This window comes from Alkalihalobacterium alkalinitrilicum (assembly GCF_002019605.1).
In the GTDB taxonomy this organism is placed as follows: domain Bacteria; phylum Bacillota; class Bacilli; order Bacillales; family Bacillaceae_F; genus Alkalihalobacterium; species Alkalihalobacterium alkalinitrilicum.
Map to the genome: position 1 here is coordinate 2,183,192 of NZ_KV917368.1, position 16,076 is coordinate 2,199,267.

Genomic DNA, 16,076 nt, shown 5'->3' on the forward strand with positions numbered 1-16,076 from the left:
CACTCATTACTATGGCTTCTGCTGACTTCTTGCGACTAACCTTTTTCGAATGTACATATGTACATTCGCAAGATCTCCCAGGGTAAGACAACTATCTTTCCTCTTTTACTCGCCTGATTTACTCTATAAAGTTACGCACATCTTTTGGACTTTGACTTGTCATGGAGCCTCATCCCTTTATAAAGCCTTGGTATCAGATTTCTGTTCGTCGAGCCAAGATTTTATTCCACGCTTCCTCTAGCCCTTACCTCACGATAAGTACCTTGCGCTTCCTTAGTGGTTGGTCGATGTGTACCCCCACAGTGGACTTTCACCACCTAGATAGTTGCCATGCCTGGCACACATGTAAAAAAACGCCTCTTATGTAGAGGCGTCCATTCTATGAACGTTGGACAAATGTATGGTACAAACGATAAATCGCTTCAACCTTCATCAATTCTTTACCGTATTCTGCAATTCTGTATGTTGTTGCTGTTGAAGGATTTCCAAATTCCGATAATAAGGCGATAAAAGAATCATCGTCGACTCCGATTAGATCATATTCTTCAAATTTTAAGTAAAATTTATTCTCAAACGAAAATAATGTACCACCAACGACTCCAAATGGATAGAGACGAGAAGATAGAGCTATAACATCTTCAAAACAAGCAAATTCATAAAACACTTCATCACTTTCATCTAGTGTTACTTTCATTTCAATGTATCCATCATCATAATCATCTTCATATTCTTCATCGTCTATTGACCCTTTCGTTACGATGATCACCATTCCTTGAGCTGGCATAACAAATACTTCAACAGCCACTGGACCATCAGCTTTAAAGCCTAATTCGTCATCAGCTTCTAGCATCATTTCACGAAAAAGATCATGGACTTTTGGACCATCCACCCATAAGTCTTCCTTTGTCATTCCTCTTTCTTTAAGGTCATCAAAAGTTAAAAAAATTTTTATTTTATCCATGGTTAAACGCTCTAAACGCATTTATGACCCTCCCTGTGCAAGGCTTTTAGCCCCAGACCGTTAGTTGAACGGATAATGCGCATAATGTACCGTTTGTTGTCATAATGATTACTATAAGATATGTCAGAGGAACGCCGATGGTTCTTGATAGACAATCTATTTATATGAATAGATTATCGTTTTAAACGAGTTGATAACCAACTTTCCCATTCTTGTTTTGTTACACCAACAATATAATCACTATACTTTAGTTTTTCTTTTTCTTGTAAATACATTAAGGCTGCCCCACCTAAACCAATTGTAAGTTCACTATATTTATTTATGAGTCGATCTACTAAATGTAATAAATTTGGAAGGTTCACAGAAAGCGTACAGGACGAAAAGAAGTACTTTGCCCCAACTTCTTCGATTACCCTTTCAACATCTCGCTCTGGAATTCCACTACCTAAATAAATCACTTCAAAACCTTTTCGCCGTAAAAACAAAGTAAATATAAGTAAGCCTAGTTCATGTTTTTCTTCCGGCCCACAAACTGCAACTACTTTTGGTAAATAGCCATCTACCGGAAAACTATGAAAAATATTGCTTATTTTCGTCCTTAAAAAGCTAGAAACGAAATGTTCATGAGCAACTGTAATTTCGCTTTTTTCCCACTTATCACCAATAGTTACTAGCAAAGGTCCTAATATTTCGATCGTAACCTTTTCTACATTAAATAAACTAAAGGCTTGATTCATTAAATCATGTGCTTTTTTCTCATTAAACTGAAGTAATGCATCTAATATTTGGTCCGCTAATTGCTCGGAATAATCTTCTTTTTGCATGTCAACTGAAATATCAAACGCAATATTTCCTTTTTCCAACAAACCGACAGCTTGACCAATCGTAAACCCATTATTTACTTTCTCAATGAGCCACCTTAAGATCGCAACATGTTCTTCTGTATATAAACGATGCCCTGCGTGGTTTCTAACAGGTTCAATTACATTATATCTTCTTTCCCAGGCTCTAAGTGTACCTGGTTGAATTCCTAACATTTGACAAATTGCTTTAATGTTATATTTACCTACTTGTGAAGACATTGAACTTCCTCCATATCGTCAGCCAGTATAATAATAAGTATAATAGAGGATAACATTTGTGTAAACTTTGTACAACAAGGGATGACTACGCTTCGTGCGAAAAAGACCGAAGAGTGATTAAATGCGTTTCTGCTTGAGCTCCTAATCGTAACGGAAACCTTGTTGTTCCATATCCATTACTAATTAGAAGTAGTGTTTGTTTACACTTTTTTAACCCACCTCGTTCAGCTATTCCAAAACCAAACAATCGAATTTGGCCACCGTGTGTATGTCCTGATAAAACGAAACTAATGTTTTGTTCCTCACTTAACTTTTCAACAATGCTCGGATTATGACTAATTAATATACGAAAACCTTGTTCGCTATCTTGAATGGCCAATTCCAATCGATCTCGTTCACACCCTACATCATCTACTCCAAGTAGAATGAGCTTCTCTCCACCATTTTCATATGTAATCGCAGTATTATCTAATATTTGAACGCCTTTTTCAAGTAAAGCGGCATCTAACCTTCTAAAATCACCTTCATAATCATTATTTCCCCAAACAAAATAAACGGGACCTAATTGTTGAAGTTGAGTAATATTTTTTTCAACATTGGAAAATGGTACCTTTTTCTCCATGATATCTCCACCAACAATAACTATATCGACTTTTCCTAATACTTGTTGAATTATCGTTTCATCGACCACTCGAAAATGTAGATCAGAAATAAAAAAAATCCTCATTCCATCAAATGATCGAGGAAAATCAGGAAAAGTAATGTCAGCTTCAATCACATGATTACCATAAGCTTCTTTATACATATGAATGAGTAAGAAAACCCCAAATAAAATCGCAATACTACTAATTAAAATTATGGTCACAATCGTCCGTATCTCCTTTACGACTCGCTATCATAAATCTCACCTTCATTTGCCTCCATTATACCATATGCAGTTGCAAAAATTACGGTTAGAACCCCTGTAAGTGGATGAAGCACAATTTGAATAATGAATGCCACAACGATGACGATAGCCAATAAGCTATCACTTGGGTAAATCATCTTTTTTTTTCGATAAGGATAGATTACATGGAGAATAGTTGCTTTAACTAAAAATGCAAATGTCAAAAAGCCTACAATAAAAAAGAGAACAGCACCTAATAAAGAGAAAGGAGAAAAAATTAACTCACCTAACCACTCGGAAAATGTTAACGACTTAGGTGATGGAAATATTCGAGCAGAAAAAAGGATGCAAGCATTTCCAATAATAAATAATACTAAATTTCTTGTTAATCCACTGTTCAAGATATATAGGCTCCTCTCCTAGTCCAATAGGTTCTTTGTTAACTAACAGAATTACTAAACGTAAATGTAGAAAAACAATGCCCTCTTTTTCCTTGCTCTAAAGTAAGAAAGGTGCCTGGCACCAGAGGGCACAGACACTTTTCTACAATGTTAATTCATATTCTAATCTATTCAGATTAATTGCCGATATTACAACTTAAGTAAACATTATCACGAATGCTAGACATATTACGTGTTCTAGTAGCTACTTCCTCAGGGTTTATCATCTTTCTTGCCACCCCTGTTTCTAATGCAGCCTGAGCAACACTTTTCGCAACTTCTGGTGCTACTCTCGGATCAAACGGATTCGGAATAATGTAATCTGGTTTTAATTCAATATCAGATACTAAACTAGCAATCGCATAAACTGCTGCAATTTTCATTTCTTCGTTAATATCCGTTGCAAATACATCTAATGCCCCACGGAAAATCCCTGGAAAAGCCAGGACATTGTTAACTTGGTTTGGGAAATCAGACCTTCCTGTACCGATAATACTTGCACCTGCTTCAATTGCATCACTTGGCATAATTTCTGGATTCGGATTAGCCATTGCAAAAATAATCGGATCATCGTTCATTGTTCGGACCATCGCTTTTGTTAAGGCTCCAGCCACGGATACACCGATAAAAACATCAGTACCTACAATGACTTCTTCCAACGACCCATCTAATCGGTCAAGATTGGTAAACTCAGAAACTTCCTCTTTTACTGGGTTCATACCATAAGATCTTCCTTTGAAAATGGCACCTTTTGAGTCACACAGAATAATATTTTTTACGCCCATAGAATACAGTAGCTTTAAAACAGCAATTCCTGCTGATCCAGCTCCATTAATTACGACTTTTATTTCAGAAAGATCTTTGTTTGTTAGTTTAAGAGAATTTATTAAACCTGCTGCAGTGACAATTGCAGTTCCATGTTGATCATCGTGAAATACTGGAATGTTCATCTCTTTTTTTAATCGCTCTTCAATAATAAAGCAACTCGGGGCTGCTATATCCTCTAAATTAATTCCTCCAAATGTAGGTTGAAGAAGCTTTACAGTGCGAATGATCTCTTCAACATCAGTTGTGTCGAGGCAAATCGGAAAAGCATCAACTCCAGCAAAAGATTTAAATAATAATGCTTTTCCTTCCATTACAGGCATCGCTGCTTCGGGACCAATATCTCCTAAGCCTAATACGGCTGTACCATCTGACACAACAGCCACTGTATTTCCTTTCATTGTATAATCGAAGACTCGATCTCGGTCATTTGCAATTTCTTTACAAGGTTCAGCAACTCCTGGTGAATACGCTAAGCTTAAATCCCGCGTATTTTGCACTGATACTTTTGATACTACTTCAAGCTTTCCTTGATGCATTTTATGCATCTGCAAGGCTTCTTCCCTTAAGGTCATTTTAATCTCTCACTCCTGTTTTCATTTTCTGATTTTTTAAAATATTTATACTATTTTATTACATTATCTTGTTAAAATCAACCAATAAATTCTACCCAATTGTGTCTTTTTTGTAACACCAAAAAACTGACTTACCCTATGTAAGTCAGTTCTATCGTACAAAATCATTTATATCCTACTATTCATGCCATTGAAAATGATGTTGCATCAACTCTAATCTACCACCAAATCCTTCTGAAAATTCACCAAAGAACGTTTCGGTTACTTCATATATAGTCCCACTAACTTCGAAGAGATTAACAGCTATTGCCATATCACTTTCTGGATGGAAGAATAAGAAGGCTGCACTCGAACTCCAAGTTGTCCGATAATCTTCATTATTTTCTATAAAACCTTGTTGTGCATAATCTTCACGAATGCGTTGAATATATTGTTCAATTTGTACTTGATAATCCGTTGCTGCTAAATGCACCGTAAAGAAAGGAGGCTCTACCCGGTCTCCTGTATAGTTAGCAAAAACACGTGCTGTATATCCTTTTTCGTCGGAAATAGTATCTACTTCGAAACGTTCATCAATATAAGTCGAAAACCGAAGCTCTTCATCAACCCAAAGTTTTAAATCGATTTCTTCTTCCTGTCCTTCAATCATTAGTGTGTCGACAATTTGGTCATCACGATCAATTACTAATTTTGCACTAGTCTCGCCTTCTTCTGCATGAAAAGTCTCAGCTCCTCTTAAGTCGACAGTATCAACATCTGGTACAGCATGTTCTTTATTTTCACTCAAAAGCAGGATACTCCCTATTCCAATTACCGCCACAATACTAGCTGCTATTCCTAATCCTTGTAACCTTTTAAATGGTTGAGTCTTTCTTTTTTCTTTCCTTTTTATATAATTCATAATTTCTTCAGGGGACGATTGATTCAGCAGTTGATCATACTCTTTTTTTAACTCTTTTAATGACCTTTCAAATTCTTGATCATTCATCGTTACCACCTACCCGTTCTAATCGTTCCTTTAACATCTTTCTCCCTCGTAACATTCTGGTTTTTACAGCTCCTTCAGTCACACCTAAAACTTCACTGATTTCCTGATATGATAAATCATGAAAATAATGAAGAATAACAGGGAGTTTATACTTCTCAGCCAATTGTTGAATTGCCTCGTGTACTTCAGGAAGGTTTGAATTATCAGCAAAATCTCGAGCTTGAGCGACCTCTGCCTCAGCCATATACGCTTTCGTTTTACGATCAAACCTTTTCTTTTTTCGATATAAGTCCCTAACGACATTTAACGTAATTTGGTAAAGCCACGTCGTAAATTTCCCATGTGTATGATTACTCAAAAAGCGATAAACTTTTAAGAAAGTTTCTTGTGTTATATCTTGAATATCATTTGGATGGACTCCAAGTTGAAATGCAAATTTTTCAACTGTCGAGATATGCATCTTCATTAATTGAAAAAAGGCGTCTTCGTCACCTTGCTTAGATTTTGACAATAATTCTTCATCCTTCATAAAACAACCCCCAAAACTTGAACCAAGTTTAATAAACGGTACCATTGTATTAACCTTTAATTCACTAATGAAACGACATAAATTCACTTGAGGTTACAAAAAAGAGACATTTGTATCGAGACGCTTTCCTTATATACATTTTCAGTTAAATGTTTCATCAAAAAAAAGCTGCCCAAACGGAGACCCAATCACCTCTAGTAAGCGTTTTTCTCATATAACACCTATATTCGCCTTCGAGGGACTGACACTTCCACCTGAATACAGCCTTGAATTTCAGTTAGCTTCATTATATATATTGTCCATGGATTTTATTGTTTCGGCTATCGATTGACGGAATGGTTCTGGTTGAAAATCTATTGAACTCAATTTAAGTTATGTGTTTCATTTGAGCAAATTTCGGTCAGTCCACAGAGATCACCTCAGCAACTCTCATATATCCACCCGTTGTTGTCGGTCACCTTAATTATCTGTTCGTTCACTATTTCGGGGCATTGTATTCCACCTTATTCATGCACGTTTATATAACGTAGTAACCCATTCATTTGTTTGTTTTCGTTTAGAAACTTCAAAACCTAAATCTCTTAAGTATTTTTTTACCTTATCTTCATTCCAATCAACTACTCCAGAAATAAGGAAAAAATTTGTACAATCATAGAGGCGGTGTTGTTCAATTATTTTTATTGTTTCGTCCGCACCAATATTAATGATCACCCAATCCAGACATTGTGAAAAATCATACTTATCCTCTACAATATCCAGTTGTTTTACGTACACATTCGTAACTTCATTTAATTTCGCTTGATGTGACACCTCTCTTTCTACTGGCTCAATATCGATTGCAGTGACATTTTCAGCCCCTTTTAACGAAGCCGCAATAGCTAGTACACCAGATCCCGTTCCAATATCCAGCACTTCACAACCATCCAATGAATCGTCGAGGATCATTTGTAAACTATCCTGTGTTGTTTCATGAATACCTGTCCCAAATGCCCCTTGAGGATCTAAATAAATCGTATTTTCTCGTCGGTTTTCAACCGTCTCCCCGTAACAGATCTTCCAGTCATTTTTCAAATGAATATCTTCAAAGTCTGCGTCATTTACGTTAAGGGTAATGCTTGTCTGCATGACCTCTTCATCTACAACACCTAAAACTTTACATACTTTCTTAACGGTTTCTTTCACTTCTTGCTCATGTTCAACTATGATATGGAGGTGTATATCTTCCTCTTTCTTTAATTCAAAGCCATAACCATTTTCAGTTACCGTTGGTTCAAATGGTTGTTCATAATACAGATTAATGATGCCAATTGCATTTAATTGTTCCATTACTTCATCTATATTTTCACCACTAACTTTAATCGTCAATTGTTTCGCCATAACTACCTTCCTTTTCATCAAAAACCTACAAAGCTTATTTTTTCATCAATTTTACCATATCTTCAAAAATGAACATATCTTTCAAGTAAAATGTATACAAAAGAGGCTGATCTATTCGACAGCCTCAATACATTTAATAATCATAACTTTCTCGTTTATATTCAATACCCAAACCATCTTGAATAATAAGATCTACTCTAATTACCCCGTTTTTCTCACCGTCAAATTTCAATGACTCAAAATACTCATACATTTCCTCGTGGGGCATATGTGCTACTGGATTTGCATTTTCTAAAACATCAACCGTTTTTACTAATTCATCATTCATATAAACATACGCTAATGCACTCTTAATCTCCAGCCTATCTTTATCTTGAATAAACATATCATCCCCATATAACTGCTGTATCATGATATGAAGGTCGATTTGGTTATTAGTAACAGAATGAGCATAAACATCAGCATAGATCCGTTCTTCTAATTGTTGGAAAACCGAAATCTCTTGTAAATCATCACTTCTTTTTCGGTCATCAGATACAGCTAGAATTTGCGTTTCATAGTTTTCCTTTATTGATAGTCTAAGGTCAATATGATAACTCAAGTCTTCCGTTTCATCTAACTCTATATGTTGCCATTCTCTTGATCCTTGTTCACGAAAAAGAAGATATAAAGTTTCATCTTTTTCTATATTACGTAACGACCATAAAACTGACACTTCCACTTTTTCTTCTTCCATATCCACAGCCTTCACTTCATAATAACTATTCCGTATCCACCTCTGTTCTTCTGTAAACTCTTGTAATGTAGAAGACACCGTGCTATGAATATCCCCCATCGATGATGACAAACTTTGGATATTGTGCTCCAATTGTGTTAACGAGTCCAATTGATTTGATAGTTTGTTTAATTGTATATAATTTACGATCGAGAAGATAACTAGAAAAGCAATACAACCGATGAAAGCCACTTGTTTTTTACTCACGGTGGTTCCTCCAACCTTGTTAATATATTAATTGCATGATTTTGGGAGTGTTCTCATATAAAATTCAATCCTTTGAATATACTCGTCACTTAAACAACCGTTTCCACCACGAATAATCTCTTCAGCATAATGATCTGGAGGCGCTAATTCTTCTTTTTTACCAATCACAATAAAGGTAAGGACATCTTTATAAACCACACCATCAACCAACACATCAACAAATGCAGGGCGATAAAGTTGATGATCGACACCTTCTCGTTTATATAGATAGCGAACAGCTTCATAAGGTAATTGATATAATTTCCCTTCTACTACTCCGCCATCTTCTACAATATCTGCTCTTCCCCCATCTGGAAGCCGAACCGTAAATCGTAACGAATAACAACTTAGAACAGATCGACCGACTAACTCCTGAAAATAGTGGTCCACTTTAGCTAGTTTGAACCGAGCATCATCTAAACAAGAACCATAAGCAAAATAATAAAAATTATCCTTCTTGGAATAATAGCCATATTCCTTCCAATCACCTAGTGGTATCTCTTTTTTTACCATTTTTAATTGATCAGATGCTACGTACACATACGCTTCAAGTTCCCCTTGATCAGTATAGACTTTTTGGGTGATTCGGTCGTGAAAATTTGAAGACCTGTTTTCCACAAAATCTTCTAACTTATCAATCTGCTTTAATTGCTCATCTTCAATTTCATATACTTCACCATATACACACTTTGAATTACTTATTCTCATCGTTGGATAACCAAGTTCAGTGTCATACAACACACCATTTGTCCATGCTTGTTCCGCAACACATTTTGTATGTTTTAAAAAATGTGAATTGCTTTCATTCTTCCTTAATGTACCGTACACAAACAATAAGTGTTTATCCATAACTCTCTCCTCATACACAAGTATCGTCAATACTGTCATTTCTTTAAGATTACTATAAGAATAATCTTAAGAGCAAGGAGACGATTTGAAGTAGTAAAAATGAAAGAAAATAAATTTTTTAAACAAAATAAAAAGCCTTCATTTCAATTCCCCTGTGAAATGAAGACTTTCTATTTAGCTATTACTCTACTTCATGTCGTAAACATTTCTCACATTGATGAAGGTAAGACTCATGTTGCTCTTCAATAACATCTCCACAATCAGAGCATTGTTTTGGTGGCAAGCTTCTAAAGAATTCTGTACTCGGCGTCATTTTTGTTTCCCCCTATATGCTTTGTTAAGATTATTGTATTATAACACAATCAAAAATGCAACCCTGTATTAAAACAAATTTCAAAAAAAAACACCTATTTTATTAATTTCATCTTTACTGTTATATAAAAGAAAAAGAGATTAACCCAAAAGCTATGTACCTCCTCACTAACTTAAGGACATTAGCAATCACGAGCCAACCTCTTCTATCTCTTTTCTTTTTCACAAGCGAACTCGTTCCAGCAAGCTGGAACATCGGGGAATCTAATGGAGTTTCGACTCCACCTGATTAGAATTTCCCACCTACGCTAAAAGGTGGGGGTCTTTACCCTAAGAACTTAACCAGGATAAACTAACTTATGTCTTCTTCAGCAACCTTGAATAAGGCAATTGCCATACCAATACATACTACAAGAATTATAAATGTAAATCCCAATACTGCAGTTATAGCAGTTGCAGTCATTACCTTCACCCCTCAATCTTAATTTACTCCCAATTTCATATTAACATATTTTACACTTGCATTTATATTGAAAATGTGAAAAAATATAAAGTTTACACTTTAACATTATTCCCACTGTATTTACAATGCAAATACATTAATTTAATTTTGAAAATTCATAATTGCATATTTACTTTAGTGCATATACGTGTTAAAGTAGTAAATGTAAATGACCTCTTATTTTTCTCTCTTTGATGAAAGCCAAACCTTTGGCTTTCTCTTTTTTTTACTGGATCTCTGATGGTCTGTTATTGTTTAATGTTGAGCTATATAATATCCTCTTCCTTAATAAGTAATTAACCTAAAAAAACAGGTCTATTGACTTATTTTTTTTTGTATTATTGAAAATTCTGTCTTTTATGATATACTTATTTTACTGAAGTAAGCGCTTACAACGACGTTCATTTTATTCTTTTCTGAAAGGAGCTGATGAACAAGATGTTACTTCATAAGCTAAAAAATAAATCACTCATAACAAATGAAGATATTGAATTTAATATAAAATATGGATTGCCAATTGAAGTTTTTTGTCCAGTCAAAAAACAAACCGTTGCTTTTGGCAGAGTTGAAGATTATAATCACTATTTAGTACAAATTAACGGGGTTGAATATTGTAGAAACCAAAATGCATTATTCGGCCACCCTTTTTTATCTGCGTAAAAAAGGGATAGGTTTTGAATTTAACAAATATAACAACCGCTAAAGACAAACTTTGTTATTTATCTAGTAGAACAAAAAACTTTCCTATTATCGAGATTGAATACAGAAAGAGAGACTGTACATGTCAGCCTCTCTTTTTTATTTGTGAAATAAATTTACACTATATTCTTCTTTTAAAAAAGTAAATAAAAAATGTCGTTTCTCCCAAAGTTCTTTTGTATCCCATAGTTGTTCCTGTCGATCAATAACTTCCGAACGAAGTTCCTCATACTCTTTTTCCGCTTTATCTAATTTTTTTTTCGCATGTTTCATTATGATCGAGCAAATTATAAACAACCCAATATATACATAAAGAAAATCATTTGTTATTAAAGTCAAAAAATTTATAGACGTTCCTTGTAAAAGAATATAAATAACTCCTAACCCTAAACATAATAAAGTAGCGATAGTTGCTCTTTGCAAAACCTTTTCTGCCATTTTCTCTGTCATTTTCCGCTCGATTAAAGTTTCTATAAGTACTAAACCTGTATCAGAAACAAAGTAACGTTTATTTAGTGATTGTTTTAATGTCATGCATGCGACCTCCTATATACAACTTGTACTTATACTTATGTTTATGAAGGAGGTCCGCTTTTTAATACCGTTTACTATCGTTGGGAAATGTATTCTAACCAAATAGGAGATGATAAAGCTAATATCACAATTAATAAAAATAAAATTAAAAATAATCGAACAAGTGGAAATCGAATACGAAATTTTCTTTTTTTACTTTTTTTTACTTTATGATACTCACTTCGTGGTGGTAAAGATGAAAGGTTGATTTCCTCAACATTTTCAACTTGTTCCATTTGCTTTCTTAACTCTCCTGCTTGATCCATTGAAGATTTAGTAACCACATAACCACCCCATTTACATAGTATGTTAAGAAACTTTTTTTCTAGCTTTATACATTATGAATAGTCCTAAAACAAAGTCAATAAGAAAATGCGCAAATATAGGAACAAGCAAGTTATTTGTCCACTCGAATAACAATCCTAATATAAAACTTAGCACCACTGCCATTGTAAATAAAAGTATTTTTGATAAGTAACGAAAATGAATAAGCGCAAATATAAGACTAGCCAGTACAAGACCAATTTGAGTTTGTAATATTCCACGAAATAAAATTTCTTCACATATGGCAACAATGGCAGCGATAAAAAAGACGTGAAACACACTTCTTTTTGCAAACACTCTTTCATTAATTCCACCATCATCGACCCAGGATTTAGGTAAATACTTTTCAAATAGTAAATCAATCGTGATAACAATTACAGCGACACCGCCACCAATGAGAAAAATATGTACAGGGTCCCATTTGAACAAACTGTAGAAAACGGTAAGGTCATCGATCCAAAAAAAACCTAATATGATCGCAATGATTAACATAATGGCCTGTGTTATATATAGATTTAATAGTATTTCACGATCTGACATTTCTTGTATAATTTTCGCTTGCCTATTCATGATCATCATCCTAATTTATTTTTGATGAAAAATTTGCATTAATTCTTGTTCCCAAGGTAGCAATTTTTGTAACTGGTTCGATTGGTGGATATTATCATTCATATAGCTTTCTATGGACAAGCCACATTGATCACAGCAACTTTCAGGTTTTTCTAATAACTTTTCATCAAAGTAAGTTAAATAATACATTCGACGACATGTCTCACTGTTAATAAAATCGACCATCTCATGAATTTTGTTTATTTTTTTATTAAGGCGATTTTCAATAATTTGTTTTATAGAGTTTATTGTATTCGAAATCGCCTGTTTCTTAATGTGACTTTGGTCGATAACCTTTTGTTCCTCTAAATGAAATAATAAAAATCTTAAAGCTCCTTCAGATAAACCCATTTGTGCTTGTATGTTGATCACATCATCATTTGTAAATAATAGATTACTTACTGCTAACATTTCTAAATATTTTTTTACTCCATCTAGCTGTTTCCTACTTGGAAGTTCATGCTCAATTAAGGACAAAGGTAAAAACCGATCTTCATCACAATACATTAACAATGCAAAACTATTTTCACCGTCTCGTCCTGCTCGTCCAATTTCCTGGATATATGCCTCCATATGCTGAGGAAAATGAAAATGAATGACGTATCTCACATTATTTTTGTTTATCCCCATTCCAAATGCATTCGTACAGCAAACGATGTCCAATTGACCATTAATAAATTGTTGTTGTATTAACAAACGATCTTCATTATCTAAGCCGCCATGATAAAAGGCAACGTTGTGTATTCCTTCATTTTGTAGACGAGCAGCCATATTTTCAGCCCACACCCTTGAGGAAAAATAAATCAAACCTGGGCCTTTTAATTTTTTTACCCACTTGATTAAATTGATAATCTTCTCATCAATATCGCTATAGTTTTCAATTTGAAGTGCGATGTTGGGGCGATGAACACTGTAAACATGAGTTGTAACATCAGGCAATCTCAGCTGTTGAACGATGTCTCTTTGTACTTCCTTCGTTGCTGTGGCTGTGATTGCTAAACAAGGAGGCTGGTTTAACCGTTCCCATAATTCGCCAAGCTTCAAGTAATCCGTTCGAAAATCATGCCCCCACTGCGAAATACAATGAGCTTCGTCAATGACAAATAAGGAAATCTGTATCGATGATAACGCCCCTATTATCGTATTAGACATGAGGCTCTCAGGGGAAATATACACGATATCATAACGTTCAAGTTGATTGACGATCATTTTTTTTTCATGAAACGTTAGAAAGCTATTAATCGCGGCAACTTTTTTTATCCCTTGGCTTCTCAGTTGTTGGACTTGGTCTTCCATTAGCGATAATAATGGTGAAACAACAATCGCAGTTCCTTGTAATAATAAAGCTGGTAATTGAAAACAAATTGACTTTCCCGTTCCAGTTGGAAGCATAGCTAATACATTGTCACCATTCATTAGCGATTCAATCACTTCTTTTTGGCCAGGGCGAAAAATTTTATATCCAAAAATTTTATATAATTCCTTTTCTAACTTCATTTCATTCACCTCATTTACTGTTTGTTAAATGAGCTAAAACAAGCCTTATTTTAAAATAACTAATGTCCTGCGAAAGCTGACTCTTTATATAACTGAGCTTTAAATTACGAGTAGTCTGAATTACTTCTGTAATCTTTTCTTTTTCTTCACTAGTTACAAATGGTGTAAGTTCAACTGTTTTATCCTCTAAGGTAATTTCCACAATATGGTCTTCAATAGTACTTTTTTTTAATTGACGACTAGATGCAATCTCATCAATTGAAAGTCCTTGCTTTATTAATTGATAGGTTTGGTTAGTGGAGTGAGTCATATGAACGGTCCGGTTTAAATCCATAATAAACCGACGTAATAACGGGTACTTCTTTTGATTTAATGTAAGGTCATTTAGAATTCGATGAACGACTGACAGATGAATCAGTTCTATTGCCGTTCTTTCTATTCCGAAATATGAAGCTAATTGTTCATCCGTCTGTCCGATCCGGTGCCAACCTGATAATTTATAAGTGAAAATTTCTGCTTCTAATTTAGATATTGTGGTTAATAATTTTAACACCTCAGCATATAATTGGTTATTAAAGTGATCGCGATCATTTTGCTTTGGGAAAGTTTGCTTGACCCATAATTTGACTTGTTGATCTTTGATAACTGGAAAAAAGTGATGATTTTTTCCAGTGATACACGATAAAGATTGAACCGTCAGGACAAGCCTTGACCAAAAGACATAAGAAACGTCTTTATATTTCCAACCATTTAAGTAAAAAATAAAGTTGTGCTTCTCTAGTTGACGACTTAGTATTTTTTCACCTTTTTTTGTTATTTTATAGGTCATTTCTTTTTCTTTCTTAATATAATGATGATTGAGCAATACGTCCAAATGTTGCTCTAAACATGCTCGCTTCAAACGAGGTAAGATACCAAATAAAAATAAACATTGATACAGGTGCCCATCTTGGATCGTTTGTGATGAACGTTTCCCGTTAAGCATGTGATATATTCCTGAGATAGTTCGGTCCCCATTAAAAACAGAGATTAGATATAACAGTATTACACTTATTACAGACACAAGGTTCCCCACACTTATTTTTTTAATTTTGTCTAAAAGGTATAACTATATAATATATAATAACAAATCAAGTATAGCAACATATAGTTTAATTTTATCAATATTCGGCAATAAATAAACAGCAAGACCCCTTTTATGATAAGAATTCTCAATAGATTTAACTGTTGAAATGTTGGTAAAACATCTATACAATATGAGATATAAATTGTATTCCTTAATACCAGTGGCAACACTGACTAATATATCTTATCATACATAGGGGATTTAATAAGGAATGCTTAATTTACTACCTATTTGGAGGGATTTATAATGGCAAAATACACAATTGTTGACAAAGATACTTGTATCGCTTGTGGTGCCTGTGGAGCAGCAGCACCAGACATTTACGACTACGATGATGATGGAATCGCATTCGTAACGCTTGATGACAACCAAGGAATTGTAGAAATTCCAGATGTACTTTTAGATGATATGAACGATGCATTTGAAGGTTGCCCAACAGACTCCATTAAAATCGCTGAAGAGGCATTTGATGGTGATGCTTTAAAATTTGAATAGTTCGAAACTGAAGAGGATGACCCCGATTTGTCATCCTCTTCTTCCTAATTGTATTGTTTTTACATTATTGGAGTTTAAGGATCTTATTTAAAAATGAACAACTCAACTTTCTCAGACTGAAATAGGCAGGTACGCCTTGATATAGCTAGGCAAGCCCGCAATCCAATGTTGTAATTGACTTTTAATTAATTTTTGTATCTTTTTATTGCTCCTTTTCAAGGTATCTTCAAGAAGCTCGATTAATTGCTGTAGAGCGACAGCCCAATCGAGATCACTAATTTCATCACAAAGTTCATAGAAGATTCCACCTAACGTTCGTTCATCTGTACTACATCTATTTTGCCAGGACAACACGATATATCTTGCAAAGACTATCGTTGTATGACTGATTAGGGAATCGTACGAA

General features: G+C 34.5%; 18 protein-coding genes and 1 pseudogene. 2 read left to right on the forward strand and 17 right to left on the reverse strand.

Going from position 1 to position 16,076, the window contains the following annotated elements; translation table 11 throughout:
- Positions 1-379: 379 nt before the first annotated feature.
- From BK574_RS10135 to yhfH, 11 genes are all read right to left on the reverse strand, one after another.
- On the reverse strand, positions 380-982 hold the full coding sequence (locus tag BK574_RS10135) for a genetic competence negative regulator (protein WP_075384800.1): 603 nt from the start codon (positions 980-982) through the stop codon (positions 380-382).
- A gap of 152 nt (positions 983-1,134) precedes the next feature.
- Positions 1,135-2,043 carry a MerR family transcriptional regulator gene (locus BK574_RS10140; protein WP_078428519.1) on the reverse strand — a complete coding sequence of 303 codons (909 nt, stop codon included), beginning with the start codon at positions 2,041-2,043 and terminating at the stop codon, positions 1,135-1,137.
- Between the two features lie 85 nt (positions 2,044-2,128).
- Positions 2,129-2,908 (reverse strand): metallophosphoesterase, encoded by a 780-nt coding sequence (locus tag BK574_RS10145; RefSeq protein ID WP_338020589.1) that lies wholly within the window; start codon positions 2,906-2,908, stop codon positions 2,129-2,131.
- Between the two features lie 17 nt (positions 2,909-2,925).
- Positions 2,926-3,330, reverse strand: a complete 405-nt coding sequence (locus tag BK574_RS10150) for a hypothetical protein (RefSeq protein ID WP_075384802.1) — start codon at positions 3,328-3,330, stop codon at positions 2,926-2,928.
- 176 nt (positions 3,331-3,506) lie between these two features.
- Positions 3,507-4,769: an NADP-dependent malic enzyme gene (gene ystJ, locus BK574_RS10155; protein ID WP_078428520.1), complete on the reverse strand. Its 1,263-nt coding sequence runs from the start codon at positions 4,767-4,769 to the stop codon at positions 3,507-3,509.
- A gap of 178 nt (positions 4,770-4,947) precedes the next feature.
- Positions 4,948-5,757 carry a hypothetical protein gene (locus BK574_RS10160; RefSeq protein ID WP_078428521.1) on the reverse strand — a complete coding sequence of 270 codons (810 nt, stop codon included), beginning with the start codon at positions 5,755-5,757 and terminating at the stop codon, positions 4,948-4,950.
- Entirely contained in the window at positions 5,750-6,286 is a 537-nt protein-coding gene (locus BK574_RS10165) for an RNA polymerase sigma factor (protein ID WP_078428522.1), read from the reverse strand. Before BK574_RS10165 ends, BK574_RS10160 begins: the two co-directional genes overlap by 8 nt.
- Before the next feature lie 507 nt (positions 6,287-6,793).
- Positions 6,794-7,663 carry a 50S ribosomal protein L11 methyltransferase gene (locus BK574_RS10170; RefSeq protein WP_075384806.1) on the reverse strand — a complete coding sequence of 290 codons (870 nt, stop codon included), beginning with the start codon at positions 7,661-7,663 and terminating at the stop codon, positions 6,794-6,796.
- A gap of 133 nt (positions 7,664-7,796) precedes the next feature.
- On the reverse strand, positions 7,797-8,645 hold the full coding sequence (locus tag BK574_RS10175; RefSeq protein WP_078428524.1) for a hypothetical protein: 849 nt from the start codon (positions 8,643-8,645) through the stop codon (positions 7,797-7,799).
- Positions 8,646-8,672: 27 nt separating this feature from the next.
- Entirely contained in the window at positions 8,673-9,533 is an 861-nt protein-coding gene (locus tag BK574_RS10180) for a gamma-glutamylcyclotransferase family protein (RefSeq protein ID WP_078428525.1), read from the reverse strand.
- A 181-nt stretch (positions 9,534-9,714) separates the two neighbouring features.
- Positions 9,715-9,846, reverse strand: a complete 132-nt coding sequence (yhfH, locus tag BK574_RS10185) for a protein YhfH (RefSeq protein ID WP_075384809.1) — start codon at positions 9,844-9,846, stop codon at positions 9,715-9,717.
- A gap of 930 nt (positions 9,847-10,776) precedes the next feature.
- Here yhfH and BK574_RS10190 point away from each other — a divergent pair.
- Entirely contained in the window at positions 10,777-11,007 is a 231-nt protein-coding gene (locus BK574_RS10190; protein ID WP_238457997.1) for a hypothetical protein, read from the forward strand.
- Positions 11,008-11,145: 138 nt separating this feature from the next.
- Here the strand turns inward: BK574_RS10190 and BK574_RS10195 are convergent, their stop codons facing one another.
- The 5 genes from BK574_RS10195 to BK574_RS10215 form a co-directional block, all read right to left on the reverse strand.
- Entirely contained in the window at positions 11,146-11,580 is a 435-nt protein-coding gene (locus tag BK574_RS10195) for a DUF2663 family protein (protein WP_078428526.1), read from the reverse strand.
- 74 nt (positions 11,581-11,654) lie between these two features.
- Positions 11,655-11,885, reverse strand: a complete 231-nt coding sequence (locus BK574_RS10200; protein ID WP_218970570.1) for a hypothetical protein — start codon at positions 11,883-11,885, stop codon at positions 11,655-11,657.
- 43 nt (positions 11,886-11,928) lie between these two features.
- Positions 11,929-12,513 carry a CPBP family intramembrane glutamic endopeptidase gene (locus BK574_RS10205; protein WP_075384813.1) on the reverse strand — a complete coding sequence of 195 codons (585 nt, stop codon included), beginning with the start codon at positions 12,511-12,513 and terminating at the stop codon, positions 11,929-11,931.
- Positions 12,514-12,528: 15 nt separating this feature from the next.
- Positions 12,529-14,049 carry a RecQ family ATP-dependent DNA helicase gene (locus BK574_RS10210; protein WP_078428528.1) on the reverse strand — a complete coding sequence of 507 codons (1,521 nt, stop codon included), beginning with the start codon at positions 14,047-14,049 and terminating at the stop codon, positions 12,529-12,531.
- 10 nt (positions 14,050-14,059) lie between these two features.
- Complete coding sequence (locus tag BK574_RS10215) at positions 14,060-15,034, reverse strand: YpbB family protein (protein WP_078428529.1); 975 nt, start codon at positions 15,032-15,034, stop codon at positions 14,060-14,062.
- A 387-nt stretch (positions 15,035-15,421) separates the two neighbouring features.
- Here BK574_RS10215 and BK574_RS10220 point away from each other — a divergent pair, with 387 nt between their 5' ends.
- Complete coding sequence (locus BK574_RS10220; protein WP_075384817.1) at positions 15,422-15,670, forward strand: 4Fe-4S domain-containing protein; 249 nt, start codon at positions 15,422-15,424, stop codon at positions 15,668-15,670.
- Between the two features lie 111 nt (positions 15,671-15,781).
- Here the strand turns inward: BK574_RS10220 and BK574_RS10225 are convergent.
- Positions 15,782-16,076: pseudogene (locus BK574_RS10225) on the reverse strand (IS4 family transposase); the annotation flags it as partial.

What these genes read in the sequence shown, in the direction of transcription:
- BK574_RS10135 (WP_075384800.1), bottom strand. Translation starts at nt 982, where the DNA reads ATGCGTTTAGAGCGTTTAACCATGGATAAAATAAAAATTTTTTTAACT.
- BK574_RS10140 (WP_078428519.1), bottom strand. Translation starts at nt 2,043, where the DNA reads ATGTCTTCACAAGTAGGTAAATATAACATTAAAGCAATTTGTCAAATG.
- ystJ (WP_078428520.1), bottom strand. Translation starts at nt 4,769, where the DNA reads ATGACCTTAAGGGAAGAAGCCTTGCAGATGCATAAAATGCATCAAGGA.
- BK574_RS10160 (WP_078428521.1), bottom strand. Translation starts at nt 5,757, where the DNA reads ATGAATGATCAAGAATTTGAAAGGTCATTAAAAGAGTTAAAAAAAGAG.
- BK574_RS10165 (WP_078428522.1), bottom strand. Translation starts at nt 6,286, where the DNA reads ATGAAGGATGAAGAATTATTGTCAAAATCTAAGCAAGGTGACGAAGAC.
- BK574_RS10170 (WP_075384806.1), bottom strand. Translation starts at nt 7,663, where the DNA reads ATGGCGAAACAATTGACGATTAAAGTTAGTGGTGAAAATATAGATGAA.
- BK574_RS10180 (WP_078428525.1), bottom strand. Translation starts at nt 9,533, where the DNA reads ATGGATAAACACTTATTGTTTGTGTACGGTACATTAAGGAAGAATGAA.
- yhfH (WP_075384809.1), bottom strand. Translation starts at nt 9,846, where the DNA reads ATGACGCCGAGTACAGAATTCTTTAGAAGCTTGCCACCAAAACAATGC.
- BK574_RS10190 (WP_238457997.1), top strand. Translation starts at nt 10,777, where the DNA reads ATGAACAAGATGTTACTTCATAAGCTAAAAAATAAATCACTCATAACA.
- BK574_RS10195 (WP_078428526.1), bottom strand. Translation starts at nt 11,580, where the DNA reads ATGACATTAAAACAATCACTAAATAAACGTTACTTTGTTTCTGATACA.
- BK574_RS10200 (WP_218970570.1), bottom strand. Translation starts at nt 11,885, where the DNA reads ATGGATCAAGCAGGAGAGTTAAGAAAGCAAATGGAACAAGTTGAAAAT.
- BK574_RS10205 (WP_075384813.1), bottom strand. Translation starts at nt 12,513, where the DNA reads ATGAATAGGCAAGCGAAAATTATACAAGAAATGTCAGATCGTGAAATA.
- BK574_RS10210 (WP_078428528.1), bottom strand. Translation starts at nt 14,049, where the DNA reads ATGAAGTTAGAAAAGGAATTATATAAAATTTTTGGATATAAAATTTTT.
- BK574_RS10215 (WP_078428529.1), bottom strand. Translation starts at nt 15,034, where the DNA reads ATGCTTAACGGGAAACGTTCATCACAAACGATCCAAGATGGGCACCTG.
- BK574_RS10220 (WP_075384817.1), top strand. Translation starts at nt 15,422, where the DNA reads ATGGCAAAATACACAATTGTTGACAAAGATACTTGTATCGCTTGTGGT.